The following is a 14,680-nucleotide window of genomic DNA, read 5'->3' as shown; positions in this document are numbered from 1 at the left end:
GTCGTTTCTAGAGGACCTGTGACAGGAATCGCTGCAGGCGGGGGCTCTGCGGCTCGTCGAAGAGCTGCGCCGGCGGGCCCTGCTCCACGATCTTCCCCGCGTCCATGAACGCGACCTCGTCGGCGACGCTGCGCGCGAAGCCCATCTCGTGCGTCACGACGATCAGGGTCAGCCCCCGCGAAGCCAGGCCCGCCATGAGGTTCAGCACACCCTTGACCAGCTCGGGGTCGAGCGCGCTGGTGGCCTCGTCGAAGAGCATCACCTCGGGGTCCATCGCCAGCGCCCTGGCGATCGCGACGCGCTGCTGCTGACCGCCCGAGAGCGCGCTCGGCCGGTACGGTGCCTTGTCGGCCAGGCCGACGTCCGACAGCCGCGCGCGGGCGATCGCCGACGCCTCCTCCTTGCTGATCCCCTTCACGCTGCGCAGCGGCAGCACGATGTTGTCCAGCACGCTCCGGTGGCCGAAGAGGTTGAAGTGCTGGAACACCATGCCGACGCGCTGGCGCAGCGCGTCCGGGTCGGACCGGATCACGGACTCGCCGTCGAGCAGGAGGTCGCCGGAGTCCGGCTCCTGCAGGCGGTTCACGCACCGCAGGAGCGTCGACTTGCCGGAGCCGGACGGGCCGATCACGCAGGTCGTCTTGCCGCTCTCGACCTTGAGGTCGACCCCACGCAGGACTTCCAGCGTGCCGAAGCTGACGTGGATGTCGCGCAGCTCCACACTGGACGAGCGCACCGCCGTCGTCACCACGTGCTCACCCTCCCCCCGGGACCGATCTCCACCGGGTCACCCTCGTCCGGTTCGTCGGGGCGCACCTTGCGGCCGGTCCGGAGCTTCTTGTCGATGTAGTTCACCAGGTGCGTCAGCGGCACCGTGATCACCAGGAAGAACACCCCGGCGGCGACCAGCGGCGACAGGTTGCCGGTGTTCGCCGCGAGGTCCTGGCCGATCCGGAACAGCTCGCGCTGCCCGGCCAGCAGGCCGAGCACGTAGACGAGGCTGGAGTCCTTGACCAGCGCGATGAACTGGTTGACCAGGGCCGGCAGCACCCGCCGGACACCCTGCGGGATGATCACCAGCAGCATCGACTTCGTGTAGCTCATCCCGAGCGCGCGGCTGGCCTCCATCTGTCCTTTGTCGACACTCTGGATGCCGGACCGGAAGATCTCGCCGATGTAGGCCGCCGCGATCAGCGACAGCGCCAGGATGCCCATCGGGTACGGGTTCGTGCCGACGACGTCCCGCGCGAGCGTGCCGAGCCCCTGGCCGATCAGGAGGATCGTCAGGATGGCCGGCAGCCCGCGGAAGATGTCGGTGTAGATCCGCGCGGGCCAGCGCAGCCACCACTTGGTGGACAGGCCCATGACGGCGAGCAGCATGCCGAGCACGGTGCCGATCAGCGCCGACGACACCGACAGGACGAGCGTGTTCAGCAGGCCGGTCTTCAGCAGGTCGGGCAGGACCTGGGTGATGTAGTCCCAGTTCAGGAACGTGTTGACGAAATCGTCCATTGTGGACTACTGCCCCGCCTTGAACTCCGCCGGCACGGGCGCGGTGGGCTCGAACTGGTCGTGCACCTTGACCCACGTGCCGTCCGCGATGACCTTCTTGAGGCCGTCGTTGATCTTGTTGATCAGGTCGGTGTTGCCCTTCTTGAACGCGAACCCGTGCGGGATGGTCGTGGTGATCGCCTTGGTCACCTTGAGCTTCGCGTCGGCGTTGTTCTTCGCGTAGTCCTCGGCCGTGGCCTGGTCGAACACCGCGCCGTCGATCGCGCCGGTCTTGAGCGCGTTGAGGGCGGCGGCGTCGTTCGGGAAGCGGACGGCCTGCGCGGTCGGCGCGTTCGTGCCGAGCCACGAATCCGAGACCGTGCCCTGGACGACGCCGACCCGCTTGCCCGCCAAGGAGTTCTCGTCGGTGATGCCGGCGGTCTCCTTGGCCTCGATGCCGAGGGACTGGTAGTTGTACGGCGCGGAGAAGTCGACGGTCTTCTTGCGGGCGTCGGTCTGCGAGATCGCCGAGCTGCCGATGTCGAAGGTGCCGTTCGCGACCTGGCCGAGCAGGGCGGAGAACTCCGTCGCGGCGAACTCGAGCTTCAGGCCTTCCTTGGCCGCGATGGCCTTCAGCAGCTCGTTGTCGAACCCGGTGTAGTTGCCGTTCTCCTGGTAGGCGTTCGGCTTCGAGTCGCTCAGCGTCCCGACGCGCAGGGTCTTGTCGCCACCGCTGTCCGAACCACCGCACGCCGTGAGCGCGGCCAGCAAGGTCGCGGTGAGCACCGTGACCAGTGTCTTCTTCATGCTTCTCCTAACCCTGGAACCCGGCCGGCACCGGAACGGTCGGCAGGAACTGCTGGTGCAGCTTAAGCCAGGTCCCGTCGGAGATCACCTGCTCGAGCCCGGTGTCGATCTTGCCGAGCAGCTCGGAGTTGCCCTTCTTCACCGCGAACCCGTGCGGCACGTCAGTGACGAAGCTCTTCACGACGACCAGCTTGGCGTCCGGGTTGTCGGTGACGTTCTTCTCCGCGATGCTCTGGTCGAGGACGTACGCGTCGACCGCGCCACTCTTCAACGCGGTCAGCGCGGCGGCGTAGTCCGGGAAGCGCACGGCCTGCGCGGTGGGAACGGTGCCGCTCAGCCAGTGGTCGCCGACGGTCGCCTGGATGACGGCGACGCGCTTGCCCGCCAGGCCCCGCTCGTCGGTGACCGGCGTGCCCTGCTTGGCCTGGATGCTCACCTCGGTGACTCGCACGCTCTGGTCGGCCAAGGCACTCACGACTGCGAGGCCAAGGCTGCGAGGAGACCGGCTGAGCGCGGTTTCGCGACTGGTGCACCTGGAGTCGCGCTCGTTGTCGAGATCAGTACGCCCGCCGGGGCTCGATGCGGGAAAGCGCCATCCGAGCCACGAACGTCGATGGCGGCCAGCGCGGTGACGATCAGCTTCCTCATGTCACGCACTCACGTTCTTCACGAGCAACCCGGGGCCACCCTGCTGAAGCTCCTTCGACAGCGGCGTCGTCTTGTAGAACTGGCCGTAGATGCGGGCGACCGAACCGTCCGCGATCGCCTTCGCGAGTCCGTCGTTGAGCTTCTTCAGCAGGTCGGGGTTGTTCTTCGCGACGGCGAACGCCGATGGCGTGTCCTTGTCCTCGACCGTGTAGCCGAGCTCCAGCGGGACCGCGGGGTTCTGGTCCAGGTACTTCTGGCCGATGTCCTGCGGCACGACCCAGCCGTCCAGCGTGCCGTTCTTCAGCTGCGCGAAACCCGCGTTGTAGTCGGGGAAGCGGACGACCTCCGCGCCGGCCGTCTTGCCCGCGAACTCGTCCTGCACCGACCCCTGGACGACGCCGAGGCGCTTGCCCGCGAACGACGTCGGGGCCTTCAGGTTCGCGCCCTTCGCGGTCACGATCGTGGTGAAGCCGGTGTTGTAGCCGTTCGAGAACGCGACCGTCTTCTTGCGCGCCTCGGTGCTGGAGATCGTCGAGCTGCCGATGTCGAACTTGCCGGTCGCGACACCGGCCAGCAGGCTGGAGAACTCCGTGCCGACGAACTCGACCTCGAAACCCTCACGGCTCGCGATGTCGCGCAGCAACTCGTTGTCGTAGCCGGTGAACCGGCCGTTCTCCAGGTAGATCGACGGCGGGGCGTCGCTCAGGGTCCCGACGCGCAGGGTGGTCGAACCCGCGTCGGAACCACCGCAGGCGGCGAGGGTCAGCGTCAGCGCGCCCGCGGTGAGGGCGGCGGCGATCTTGGACAGCGTGGATCTCATCGCTTCTTCCAGGGGAGACGTACGTTCTGGGGTCAGCGATCGAGATTAGGGATTTCGCCCGTTCGTGTGGATTCGTTCCACTCCGTGGACGGGTGCGTCAGCTCACAGGATCGGCTGGGGCGCGTAGCCCGCGGCCTCCGGGAAGCGCTCGAGCACCCGCGCGACGCGCTCGGCCACCTGCTCGACCTGACGGCCGGCCGTGCCGGTGAACGAAATCCGGTCGGCGAGGAGCTTGTCCAGCTCACCGCGGTCGAGCGGGATGCGCTCGTCGGCGGCGAAGCGGTCGAGGAGGTCGTTCTCGGCGCGACCTTCCCGCATCTCCAGCGCGACGGCGACGGAGTGCTCCTTGATCGCTTCGTGGGCCGTCTCACGTCCGACGCCCGCGCGGACCGACGCCATGAGCACCTTCGTGGTGGTGAGGAACGGCAGGTAGCGATCGAGCTCACGCTCGATGACCGCCGGGAAGGCGCCGAACTCGGCGAGGACCGTGAGGAAGGTCTCCAGCAGGCCGTCGAGCGCGAAGAACGCGTCCGGCAGCGCGACGCGGCGGACGACCGAGTCGGAGACGTCGCCCTCGTTCCACTGGTCGCCGGCCAGCTCGCCGATCATGGAGAGGTAGCCGCGCAGCACGACCGCGAGGCCGTTCACCCGCTCACACGAGCGCGTGTTCATCTTGTGCGGCATGGCGGACGAGCCGACCTGGCCGGGCTTGAAGCCCTCGGTGACCAGCTCGTGGCCGGCCATCAGCCGGATCGTCTTGGCCAGGCTGGATGGCGCCGCCGCGAGCTGGACCACAGTGGACAGCACGTCGAAGTCGAGCGAGCGCGGGTAGACCTGGCCGACGCTGACGAACCGCTGGTTGAACCCGAGGTGCTGCATGACGCGGTCCTCGAGCTCGTCCAAAGTGGACTCGTCGCCGAGGAGGTCGAGCATGTCCTGCGCGGTGCCGACCGGGCCCTTGATGCCGCGCAGCGGGTAGCGCTCGATCAGGTTGTCGAGCCGCTCGAACGCGACGAGCAGCTCGTCGGCCGCCGTGGCGAAGCGCTTGCCGAGGGTGGTGGCCTGCGCGGCGACGTTGTGCGAGCGCCCGGCCATGACGGTGTCGGCGTGCTCGACGGCGAGCACCGCCAGCCGGGCGAGCACGGCGGCGACGCGCGTGCGCACCAGCTCCAGCGAGCGGAGCAGCTGCAGCTGTTCGACGTTCTCGGTGAGGTCGCGCGAGGTCATGCCCTTGTGGACGTGCTCCTGCCCGGCGAGGTCGCTGAACTCCTCGATACGGGCCTTGACGTCGTGACGGGTGACGCGCTCCCGGGCCGCGATCGACTCGAGGTCGACGGTGGCGACGACGCGCTCGTAGTCTTCGACCACGCCATCGGGCACCTCGACGCCGAGGTCTTTCTGCGCCTTGAGGACGGCGAGCCACAGCTGCCGCTCCAGGACGACCTTCTGCTCCGGCGACCAGAGCGAGACCAGCTCCGCCGAGGCGTAGCGGGCGGCGAGCACGTTCGGAATGCGGGGCTTGTCCGTCACGCCCTCACGATACCTGTGCAGGTCAGGCTCATTGCAGCACCCGGGGCGAGCACGGTCAGCGGGCCGAGCACCTCCAGCTCGACGATCCGCGCGGGCGGATCCAGGTCACCCAGCTCCGCGAGCGGCGACGGCAGCGGGTGCTCCAGCCAGATCTCCAGCGGCGAGCCCTGGTCCGGGTACTCGCCCGCCGGGTCGACGTCGAAGGAGAGTGTCAACGCGCCGTAGGTCACCCAGCCCGACGAGCCCGGCACACCCAGCTTCCCGACGACGTCCTGAGCGGGCACGACCAGCCGGTCACCGTCCACTGTGTACTCCGGCGTGCCCGTCCCGGCCACCAGCGCGACGACGTCCGGCCGGCTGAGCCCGGCGGTGACCTCGCCGCCGCCGGGGAGCTGGGTCACGTTCCACAGCGCCCAGCGCACCCGCCGCCCGGACACGTTCTCCGCGCGCAGGTCCAGCCGGTAGCCGTCGTCGAGGATCGTGACCACGCGGGTGAACCGCAGCCCGGTACGCGGGTCCGGGGCGCTGGTCATCGTCACCGTGTCGCCGTCGGTGGCCACGGCGTACGGCCCGGAGTCGAGGACCGGGTCCGGTGGGCCGGCCCATTCGTCCGGGCCGGACCAGCCCTGCGGCGCCGGCCACGTCTTGTCGCCGCCGTAGTTGACCCAGTCGCCCATCCGCCCGGAGTTCGGCGCGTACTCGCCGCGCAGGTCGTCGTCGAGCAGGTCGTCGTTGCGCCACAACAGTTCGACGCCGCGGTGGCGCACCGACAGCAGCCGGCCGCCGAGTTCCGGCACCAGGCCGAGCCGCAGGTCGCCGCGGTCGAGCCAGGTCACCATTCGGCGAGACCGCCGTCGTCGTGGCGCCACACCGGCGAGCGCCAGGTGTGGCCGACCTCGTCGGCGCGCCGGACCGCCGCTTCGTCGACCTCGATGCCGAGGCCGGGCCCGAGCGGGCGGGCCGCGTAGCCGTCCTGGAAGGCGAAGATCGACGGATCCGTGAGGTACGCGTGCTCGCGGCCCTCGTGGTAGTGCATGCCGATGCTCTGCTCCTGGATCAGGAAGTTCGGCGTCGCGAAGGCGACCTGCAGGGACGCGGCCAGGGAGATCGGCCCGAGCGGGCAGTGCGGCGCCAGCGACGCGCCGTAGACCTCGGCGAGCGCGCCGATCCGCCGCAGCTCGGAGATGCCGCCGGCGTGCGACGGGTCGGGCTGGAGCACCGCGACGCCCGCGTCGAGCACCGGCTTGAACTCCCAGCGCGAGTAGAGCCGCTCGCCGACCGCGACCGGCACGGTCGAGGCCTCGACGACCCGGCGCAGGGCGTCACCCTGCGTCTCCGGCAGGACCGGTTCCTCGACGAACATCGGCTGGACGTCTTCGAGGAGCTTGACCAGCCGCCGCGCCATCGCGGGCGAGACGCGGCCGTGGAAGTCGATCGCCAGGTCGCGGTGCGGGCCGAGCACCTCCCGCGCTTCCCAGGCACGCGCCACCGCGGCATCGGCCTCGGCGGGTGACGCGATCGCGGTCAGCGGCCCGGCGACGTTCATCTTCACGGCCGTGAACCCGGCCTCGACCTGCGCGGTCACCGCCTCGCGGATGCCGGACGGGCGGTCGCCGCCGACCCAGCTGTAGACCCGGACGCGGTCGCGGACCGGGCCGCCGAGCAGCTCGTGCACGGGCGTGTTGCGAGCCTTGCCGGCGATGTCCCACAGCGCGTGGTCGAAGCCGGCCAACGCGCTGGAAAGCACCGGCCCGCCGCGGTAGAAACCGCCGCGGCGCAGCACCTGCCAATGGTCCTCGATGCGCAGCGGGTCCTGGCCGATCACCAGCTCGGACAGCTCGTGCACGGCCGCGCGCACGGTCTCCGCGCGGCCCTCGACCACGGGCTCGCCCCAGCCGCTGATGCCCTCGTCCGTGCTGACCTTGAGGAAGAGCCAGCGCGGCGCGACCAGAAACGTTTCAACCCCGGTGATCTTCACCCGTGTCCCCCATCTACGCGGAATCCTTGGCGGCGGACCAGCCGCCGTCGACGGTCAGCTCGGCTCCGGTGACGAACGACGCGGCGTCCGAGAGCAGGAACGCGATCACGTTCGCCACCTCCGCCGGGTCGCCGAGCCGGCCCGCCGGGGTCGCCTGGGCGCTGCGTTCGCGGTCCGCCGGCGAGATGCGGTTCCAGGCCTCGGTGAGCACCGGCCCCGGCAGGACGGAGTTGACCCGCACGGCCGGGGCGTATTCGACGGCCAGCTGCCGGGCCAGCGCGACCAGCGCGCCCTTGCTGGCGGCGTACGCGGGGTGGCCCGGCAGCCCGAAGTGCGCGTGCACCGACGAGACCAGCACGACCGCGCCGCCGTTCTTGCGCAGCGACGGCAGGCACGCTTTCAGGGCGAGGTACGTGCCGGTCAGGTTGACGTCGAGCTGCCGCTGCCACTCGGCGAGATCGATCTCGTGCAGCGGCCCGGTGCTCGGCACGTAGGCGTTGCTGACCAGTGCGTCCACCTCGCCGATGTCCGCCCAGGTCGTTTCGTCGCTGACCGATCCCCGGATCGGCGTGACGCCGTCGGGGAGTTCGGCGATGTCCACGCCCAGCACGCGGTAGCCGTCGTCGAGCAGCTTCCGGGCCGTCGCCAGCCCGATCCCGGACGCCGCTCCGGTCACCACCGCGGTGCGCGTGGACATCGCCTCTCCTGTTCCTAGAACTCGGCTACGTGGACATGGTCGTCCGGCCCGCGGGCGGCGAACCACAGCGACGCGCCGTCGGACGCGGCGCCGAGGGTTCCCACGATGCTCCCGCTCGGGTACTCCGGCCGTTTGAACCAGCCGGCCCATGAGCCGGACCACTCGTTGGCCCACAGCGAGTAGTCGCTCGCGGACGCGGTGAGTGCGACCTTCGCGCCGGCCGCGACGAGCGTCGGGCTGCTGCTGATCGTGCCGCCGATGCCGGTCCAGTCCGACCAGGTATCCCCGGTCTTCGTGCGCGTCCAGACGCTGTCGTCGGCGGTGCGGACCGCGACGACCGTGCCGCTGGTGGACGTCGCCGCGCCGGGCCTGCCGTAGATCGGTTTGCCGCCGGGCGCGCCGAGACCGGACCACTGACCGGCGCTGGTCCGCTGCCAGACCTGGCCGTCGGCGCCGCGCGCGAAGACCGTGCCGTCGCTGGTGACGGACGGCGAGTCGGTGAGCGTCCCGCCGAGCCGCTTCCAGTCGCCCCACTTCTTCGTGTAGCTGCGCTGGTAGAGCGCGTCGTCGAGACCGCGGACGTAGACGTCGATGCCCTTCGAGGTGGCGACCGCGGCGGGCTGGCCGAGGAACTTGCCGCCGACCTGGCGCGGCCCGTCGAGGCCCTTGACCTGCAGGGAGCCGTCGCGGTCCCGGAAGAACGTCACGGTCTGGCCGCCGGTGCGGACGATCGCCGGGCTGGCGGACGCGTCGCCGCCGAGGTCGTCACCCGGGACGAGATCGGTGCCGTGCAGGCGGAGGAACGCGGTGCCGTGCGCGGGGACCGTGACCGTGTACGAGCCGGTCGCGCTGCCGCGGTCGGCGCGGGCGCGGAGGTCGCGAATGGACACTCGCCCCTTGAGCCCGGCGTCGGCGAAGTTCACCGTCATCTGCGTCGGGGCCTCGCCGCGGTTGAGCAGGACCACCGCGCGGTCGCCGTCGCGGGAGAGGACCTTGCTGTAGGTGTCGGTGCTGCCGTTCGTCGCGACGCGGACGCCCTGCGTGCCGAGCCGGTCCTGGTTGACGCCGACGATCTCCGGGTTCTTCAGCGTGCTGATCATCGACGCGGGCAGCGTGCGCGGGTCCGAGCCGAGGATCAGCGGGGAGGCCATCTCCGCCCACATGACGAACTGGGTGGTCGACTCCTCCTCGTTCAGCTCGTAGGTGCCCTGCTCGGTCTTGCGCATCGGGATCAGGTAGTCGGGGTCGTTGTAGTGCCCCGGCCCGTTCGCCTCGGGGTGCGCGGCGTTGGCGTCCATGTTGCGCAGGACGTCTTTCCAGATGCCCTCGTACGGCGTGCCGAACGCGATGTCCGTGCTGGTGCGCCACGAGTCGGCGACGAGCGGGCCGTAGCTGTAGGCGATGCCGGCGACCTGGTCCGGGCCGTGCGGGGTGCCCCACTCGTCGGTGACCGGGTTGCAGACGTTCAGCACCATCGGGCGGCCCGCCTTGGCGAGGGCCTTGCTGAACTGCGAGAACGCGTCGGCGGGCTTGAGGTTCTGGGCGATGCCGCAGAGGAAGTCGACCTTGACGGCGTCGAACTTCCAGTTCGCGAACCGCTTGGTGTCCTGCTCGTAGTAGCCGCCGGAGCCGGCCGCGCAGTTCTTGCCGTCGGAGGCGCCCGCGTCGGTGTAGATGCCGGCCTTGAGGCCCTTGCCGTGCAGGTAGTTGACCAAAGTGGACAGTCCACTCGGGAATTTGGCCATGTCTTCGTGGAGGTTGCCCTGGGCGTCTCGCGGGTCCGGGGCGGTCCAGCCGCCGTCGATCCAGACGTAGCGGTAGCCGGCGTCGCGCAGGCCGCTGGAGACGAGGAAGTCCGCGACGGACTTCACCGACGCCTCGCTGGGCGCGCCGAGGCCGTAGTAGGTGTTCCAGCCCATGTACGGGGTCTTCGCGACCCCGCTGTCGTAGTAGTCGGGAGCGCCTTGGTCCACGGCCGGGGTTGCTTGAGCCGGGATCGCTACGGCGGTCAGCGCGGCGGTTGCCGCTGCTACGACCGCCAGGGATCTCTTCAAGAGCATGTTGCCGGACACCCTTCTCCGATGAAACAGCGTCGAGCTGAGCCGGAGAGCAGCATGCCGGGGCGTCTCGTCCTCCGTCAAGAATAAATCGTAAATTAAGATTTCACGCGCTATGCTGTCGGCGATGAACACCGAAGTCGTCACCCTCGGCGAGGCGATGCGGCTGCTGCTCGCCGAGCCCGGCGTCGCGCTGCGGCGCGCTCACACCTTCACGTCGTCCGTCGCCGGCGCCGAGACCAACGTCGCCGTCGGCCTGGCCCGGCTCGGCCACCGCGTCCGCTGGCTGAGCCGCGTCGGCGACGACCCGTCCGGTGCTTCGATCCTCGCGACGCTGCGCGCGAACGACGTCGACGTCTCGCAGGTCGAAGTCGACTCGTCCGGCTTCACCGGGTTCTTGATCCGGGACACCGAGACCGTCGAGTACCACCGAAGCGGCTCCGCTGCTTCGCACCTTTCGGCTGCGTACGTGCGTGAAGCGGGTCTCGACGGCGCTCGGCTCGTCCACGTCTCCGGCATCACGGCGATGCTGTCGTCCGAAGCGGTCGAAGCGCTCTTCGCGCTCGCACGTGCTTCGGGTGCTTGGGTGTCCTTCGACCCGAACGTCCGACTGAAGCTCGCTTCCGCGGATCGCTGGCGCTCGGTCGTCGGGCCCCTCCTGACCAGGGCGGATCTGGTGTTCGCCGGAGAAGACGAGCTCGAGCTGCTCGAGCAGACGCCGGACGCGCTGCTCGCCGGCCGGGCGCAGACGGTCGTCGTCAAGCAGCGGGACAAGGTCGCGCGGGCGGTGACGGCCGACGGGTCGTGGTCGCAGCCGAGCCTGGTCACGCGGGTCGTCGACCCGGTCGGCGCGGGGGACGCGCTGACGGCGGGGTACCTGTCGGCGTGGCTGCGGGGCGCACCGCCGGACGAAGCGCTGCGGGCGGGCGCGATGTGCGCGGCGCTGGTCGTCGGCTCGCGGACCGACCTGGAAGGCCTGCCCGACCGGCGCGAACTCACCAAGGCACTGCTCGGCACGGAGGTGGACCGATGACCTATCGCTGGGAGATCACGGCGGCGGCGCTGCGGCAGGGCGTCGTCGGGATCGTGCGCACGCACGACGCGGAGTCGGCGGTTTCGGCGGCGCGCGCGGCTTTGGAGGCCGGGCTGCGCTCGATCGAGCTGCCGCTGACGAACCCGGGAGCGCTGGACGCGATCTCGGGGCTGTCCGCGGCCTACCCGGACGCGACGATCGGCGCCGGCACGGTGCTCGACGAGGCGTCGGCGGTACTGGCGATCCGCGCGGGCGCGCGGTTCCTCGTGTCGCCGTCGGTGGACGCGGCGGTGATCCGTACCGCTCACCGGTACGGCGCGGCGGCGTTCCCCGGCGCGGGTTCGGTGACCGAAATCGTGCGGGCGCTGGAAGAAGGTGCTGACGCGGTCAAGGTTTTCCCGGCTTCTTCTCTCGGGCCATCGTGGATTTCGGACGTGCGGGCGGCGCTCCCGCAGGCGCCACTGGTGCCCACCGGCGGCATCGGACCGGCGGACGTGCCAGGCTGGCTGGCGGCGGGCGCGGTGGCGTGCGGGGTCGGCTCGGCGCTGACCCGCGGCACGCCCGCGGAGATTTCCGCCCGGGTCGAGACGCTGTTGAGGAGCGCGCATGGCTGAGCTGGTCTTCGTCGGGTGCTACACCGGCGACGCGGGGAACGGCACGGGGATCACGACGTTCTCGCGGTCCGCGTCCGGGGCGCTCTCCGAGGTGGCGACGCTGCCGATGGAGTCACCGTCGTGGCTGGTGCGGCACCCGTCGTTGCCGGTGCTGTACGCGGCGAACGAGACCGCCTCGGGCGCGGTCACGGCGTTGTCCATTTCGCCCTCGGGTGCGTTGTCGGTGCTGGGCACTTCGGAGACGGGCGGCGCGCACCCGTGTCACCTGGCGGTGACGCCGGACGGCCGCTTCCTGTTGTGCGCCAACTACACCGGGGGCAGCCTGGCGGTGTTCTCGCTGACTTCTTCCGGTGCCCTGGAGTCGCGGACAGCCTTGGTCCAGCACACCGGGAGCGGACCTGACGCCGATCGTCAGGAGGCGGCGCACGTCCACATGGCGGTCCCGGCTCCCGACAGTTCGATCGTGAGCGCGGTCGACCTGGGGACGGACGAGATCCGCAGCTACACGCTGTCTTCCGACGGTGCTCTCGCGCCGTTGGCCGTGTCGTCGCTGCCTGCCGGAACGGGCCCGCGCCAGCTGGTCCGGCGGCCGGGTACGGATCTGGCGTACGTGGTGGGCGAGCTGGCCGGCACCGTGGTGACGGTCCGCGAGACGTCCCCGGGCGCGTTCGCGGTGGAGTCGGTCACGGCGTCGACGCTGTCGTCGGTGACGCCGAACCTGGTGGCCCACCTGGAGCTGGCGGACGCGCGGATGTACGTGTCGAACCGCGGCCCGGACTGCGTGACGGAGTTCGCCCTCGACGAGACGTTGGTCGTGGCGGACCAGCCCTGCGGCGCGAACCCACGGCACTTCGCCTTGGTGGACGGGACTTGTTACGTGGCGGCCCAGTCGGAGGACGCGATCACGGCGTTCACGCTGACGGCGTCGGGTGAGGCGGACCTGAAGCACTACCCGACGGGGTCGCCGACGTTCGTGCTGCCGGTGTCACTGCCCTGACGGCGCAGGATCACGATGTCCGCGTCGTGGTCTGTGGTCCAGTCGAACGGGAGGCCCGCGTACTTCAGGTGCGCTCCTGAGTACCGGGATCCCTTTTCGTCCACATAGGACGCGTCCGCGGGCAAGGAAAGACGCACCCGCGACGACCGGCCCGGCACCAGCGGCGCCCCCGTCAGAGAGCCCGTGCTCCACGCCAGCACGACCACCGTGTCGCCGTCCTCGGACGTGTACTGCGTTGCCGCCGTCGGGGATGACGGGCCGGCCAGCACCCGCGCGACGCCGTGGTGAATGACCGAACGGATCGACTTGTACACAGCGATCAGCGAAGCCGCTTCAGCATGCTGTGACGAAGTCCAGCGAGACAGGTCCGCGCCGATCCCCAGTACCCCGGCCATCGCCGTCACGAAACGGAACCGCAGCGACCGGGGCCGCGGGTCGAAGATGCCCGACGAGTCCGTCACCCACGAACTCATCAGGTGCGGCGCGTGCATCAGCAGGAACCCGTCCTGGATCGCCAGCCGGTCCAACGGCCCGGTGTTGTCGCTCGGCCAGACGACGTCCGTGCGCGCGACCGTTGCCAGGTCCGTCCGGCCGCCGCCGCCCGCGCACGCCTCGATCGTCACGTGCGGGTGCACAGCACGCAAGTGGTCCAGCACCGACAAGTACCCCGCCACGTGCTCGGCGTCCAGGTCCGCGTCCGGCGCACCCGGGCGGCCGCGCTCCGTCGGGGGACGGTTCATGTCCCACTTCAGGTACGAGATCGGATACGTCGACAACAACGAGTCCAAAGTGGACTTGACAAAAGAAACAACGTCGGGCAGCCCAAGGTCCAGCAGCAGCTGGTTGCGGATCAACGTGAGCGGACGCCCGTCGATCCGATACACCCAGTCCGGATGCGACGCGTACAGCCGCGACTTCGGGCTGACCGCCTCCGGCTCGACCCACAGGCCGAACTCCAGGCCCAGCTCCCGCACCGACTCGACGAACTCCCCGAACGACTCGTCCGCGGGAGTCCAGTCACCGAGGCCGCCGGTGTCGTCGTCGCGGCCGGTGAACCAGCCGTCGTCCACCACGAACAGCTCGACGCCGATGTCCGCCGCTCGCTTCGCCAGCTCCAGCTGGGGCGCGCTCCGGACGTCGAACCCGGTCGCTTCCCACGAGTTGTAGAGCACTGGACGCGGACGCTGCCACCGCGAGCCGGCCAGCACGCGGTCGTAGTCGTGCCAGACCGACGCAAGGCCCGACAGTCCGTCCACACTGGACGCCAGCGCGACAGCGGGAGTTGTCAGAGAGGCGCCGGGTTCCAGCAAGATCGGCCCCGGCGAAGGCAGCCGCCCCGCTCGGACGCGCGTCAGGCCCGAAGGCTCGACGTCCGCCTCGATCGACCACGACCCGGGCCACTCCAGGGAAACGCCGAATGCGGGGCCGCCTGAAGAATCTTGCACCGCGAGCCACGGCACATGAGCGTGCCCCGGGACGCCGAACCGGCTTTCCATCCGGAAACCGCCGGCCGGCAGGGAAACGGACTGGCGCGTGAACTCCTGCGACCACTGCCCGGTCAAGTACGTCAGCCGAGCGCCGGACACCGTCGGGATGCAGACACCCGCCGAGCCCAGCCGGTCGAACTCCAGCGTCGACGAACCGGTGTTTTCGAACTCGACCCACCGGGTGAGCACGTCCGTCGAAGGTACCGGCCGATAGCAGAGCACCGCGCGCAGCCCAGATACTTCGTCCACAAAGGACAAGCGCAGGTCAGAAGCAGAGGAGACGTCGTCGAACCGCCACCACGAACCGCCCCGCACCGCGACGTCCGCGCCGGAGAACGGCCGCAGACCCAGCGGTGCGTACTCGACCGGCGCCGCGTCGGCCTCGGTGATGAAGTGGACGTCGCCCGCGTTCGTGAACACCGATGGCCCGTCCTCGATCCCGGACGGCCCCCACGCCACCAGTTCCGCCCACCGGCGGGACGGATCCAGCGCCACGGTGTACGAAGTGGACTTCATCGGCA

The 14,680-nt window shown here is 70.2% G+C and carries 13 protein-coding genes and 1 pseudogene; 3 read left to right on the top strand and 11 right to left on the bottom strand.

Features of this window, described 5'->3' with window-relative positions; translation table 11 throughout:
• Positions 1–7: 7 nt before the first annotated feature.
• From ACZ7PG_RS19535 to ACZ7PG_RS19490, 10 genes and pseudogenes are all read right to left on the bottom strand, one after another.
• Positions 8–748, bottom strand: a complete 741-nt coding sequence (locus ACZ7PG_RS19535) for an amino acid ABC transporter ATP-binding protein (protein WP_470240810.1) — start codon at positions 746–748, stop codon at positions 8–10.
• On the bottom strand, positions 745–1,512 hold the full coding sequence (locus ACZ7PG_RS19530; RefSeq protein ID WP_470240421.1) for an amino acid ABC transporter permease: 768 nt from the start codon (positions 1,510–1,512) through the stop codon (positions 745–747). Before ACZ7PG_RS19530 ends, ACZ7PG_RS19535 begins: the two co-directional genes overlap by 4 nt.
• A gap of 6 nt (positions 1,513–1,518) precedes the next feature.
• Positions 1,519–2,298 carry an ABC transporter substrate-binding protein gene (locus tag ACZ7PG_RS19525; protein ID WP_470240420.1) on the bottom strand — a complete coding sequence of 260 codons (780 nt, stop codon included), beginning with the start codon at positions 2,296–2,298 and terminating at the stop codon, positions 1,519–1,521.
• 7 nt (positions 2,299–2,305) lie between these two features.
• A pseudogene (locus ACZ7PG_RS19520) lies at positions 2,306–2,734 on the bottom strand (substrate-binding periplasmic protein); the annotation flags it as partial.
• Positions 2,735–2,947: 213 nt separating this feature from the next.
• Positions 2,948–3,766, bottom strand: a complete 819-nt coding sequence (locus tag ACZ7PG_RS19515; RefSeq protein WP_470240419.1) for a substrate-binding periplasmic protein — start codon at positions 3,764–3,766, stop codon at positions 2,948–2,950.
• A gap of 102 nt (positions 3,767–3,868) precedes the next feature.
• Positions 3,869–5,296 carry an adenylosuccinate lyase gene (gene purB / locus ACZ7PG_RS19510; RefSeq protein WP_470240418.1) on the bottom strand — a complete coding sequence of 476 codons (1,428 nt, stop codon included), beginning with the start codon at positions 5,294–5,296 and terminating at the stop codon, positions 3,869–3,871.
• Positions 5,293–6,135, bottom strand: coding sequence for a DUF4380 domain-containing protein (locus ACZ7PG_RS19505; protein ID WP_470240417.1), 843 nt, complete (start codon positions 6,133–6,135; stop codon positions 5,293–5,295). Before ACZ7PG_RS19505 ends, purB begins: the two co-directional genes overlap by 4 nt.
• Positions 6,129–7,274 (bottom strand): galactonate dehydratase, encoded by a 1,146-nt coding sequence (gene dgoD, locus ACZ7PG_RS19500; RefSeq protein WP_470240416.1) that lies wholly within the window; start codon positions 7,272–7,274, stop codon positions 6,129–6,131. The genes ACZ7PG_RS19505 and dgoD overlap by 7 nt, the downstream gene beginning before the upstream one ends.
• Positions 7,275–7,287: 13 nt before the next feature.
• Positions 7,288–7,971, bottom strand: a complete 684-nt coding sequence (locus ACZ7PG_RS19495; RefSeq protein ID WP_470240415.1) for an SDR family NAD(P)-dependent oxidoreductase — start codon at positions 7,969–7,971, stop codon at positions 7,288–7,290.
• A gap of 14 nt (positions 7,972–7,985) precedes the next feature.
• Entirely contained in the window at positions 7,986–10,031 is a 2,046-nt protein-coding gene (locus ACZ7PG_RS19490) for a DUF8189 domain-containing protein (RefSeq protein WP_470240414.1), read from the bottom strand.
• Between the two features lie 124 nt (positions 10,032–10,155).
• Between ACZ7PG_RS19490 and ACZ7PG_RS19485 the strand changes: the two genes are divergently transcribed.
• From ACZ7PG_RS19485 to ACZ7PG_RS19475, 3 genes are read left to right on the top strand one after another with little or no spacing between them, the layout of a single operon-like run.
• On the top strand, positions 10,156–11,061 hold the full coding sequence (locus ACZ7PG_RS19485; RefSeq protein ID WP_470240413.1) for a sugar kinase: 906 nt from the start codon (positions 10,156–10,158) through the stop codon (positions 11,059–11,061).
• The gene (locus ACZ7PG_RS19480; protein ID WP_470240412.1) at positions 11,058–11,675 is read left to right on the top strand and encodes a bifunctional 4-hydroxy-2-oxoglutarate aldolase/2-dehydro-3-deoxy-phosphogluconate aldolase; all 618 of its coding nucleotides are present in this window, start codon (positions 11,058–11,060) and stop codon (positions 11,673–11,675) included. The genes ACZ7PG_RS19485 and ACZ7PG_RS19480 overlap by 4 nt, the downstream gene beginning before the upstream one ends.
• Positions 11,668–12,672 (top strand): lactonase family protein, encoded by a 1,005-nt coding sequence (locus tag ACZ7PG_RS19475; protein ID WP_470240411.1) that lies wholly within the window; start codon positions 11,668–11,670, stop codon positions 12,670–12,672. Before ACZ7PG_RS19480 ends, ACZ7PG_RS19475 begins: the two co-directional genes overlap by 8 nt.
• Here ACZ7PG_RS19475 and ACZ7PG_RS19470 read toward each other — a convergent pair.
• Complete coding sequence (locus ACZ7PG_RS19470) at positions 12,624–14,675, bottom strand: alpha-galactosidase (protein ID WP_470240410.1); 2,052 nt, start codon at positions 14,673–14,675, stop codon at positions 12,624–12,626. The two genes, ACZ7PG_RS19475 and ACZ7PG_RS19470, sit on opposite strands and share 49 nt — an antisense overlap.
• Between the last annotated feature and the right edge of the window lie 5 nt (positions 14,676–14,680).

This window comes from Amycolatopsis sp. NPDC114504 (assembly GCF_055633595.1).
The sequence above is the reverse complement of the archived record's forward strand: the minus strand, read 5'-3'. Positions and strand labels throughout refer to the sequence as shown.

Coding starts and splice junctions, on each gene's coding strand:
- ACZ7PG_RS19515 (WP_470240419.1), bottom strand. CDS start 3,766: ATGAGATCCACGCTGTCCAAGATCGCCGCCGCCCTCACCGCGGGCGCG.
- ACZ7PG_RS19525 (WP_470240420.1), bottom strand. CDS start 2,298: ATGAAGAAGACACTGGTCACGGTGCTCACCGCGACCTTGCTGGCCGCG.
- ACZ7PG_RS19470 (WP_470240410.1), bottom strand. CDS start 14,675: ATGAAGTCCACTTCGTACACCGTGGCGCTGGATCCGTCCCGCCGGTGG.
- ACZ7PG_RS19495 (WP_470240415.1), bottom strand. CDS start 7,971: ATGTCCACGCGCACCGCGGTGGTGACCGGAGCGGCGTCCGGGATCGGG.
- ACZ7PG_RS19530 (WP_470240421.1), bottom strand. CDS start 1,512: ATGGACGATTTCGTCAACACGTTCCTGAACTGGGACTACATCACCCAG.
- ACZ7PG_RS19480 (WP_470240412.1), top strand. CDS start 11,058: ATGACCTATCGCTGGGAGATCACGGCGGCGGCGCTGCGGCAGGGCGTC.
- ACZ7PG_RS19485 (WP_470240413.1), top strand. CDS start 10,156: ATGAACACCGAAGTCGTCACCCTCGGCGAGGCGATGCGGCTGCTGCTC.
- ACZ7PG_RS19490 (WP_470240414.1), bottom strand. CDS start 10,031: ATGCTCTTGAAGAGATCCCTGGCGGTCGTAGCAGCGGCAACCGCCGCG.
- ACZ7PG_RS19475 (WP_470240411.1), top strand. CDS start 11,668: ATGGCTGAGCTGGTCTTCGTCGGGTGCTACACCGGCGACGCGGGGAAC.
- ACZ7PG_RS19505 (WP_470240417.1), bottom strand. CDS start 6,135: ATGGTGACCTGGCTCGACCGCGGCGACCTGCGGCTCGGCCTGGTGCCG.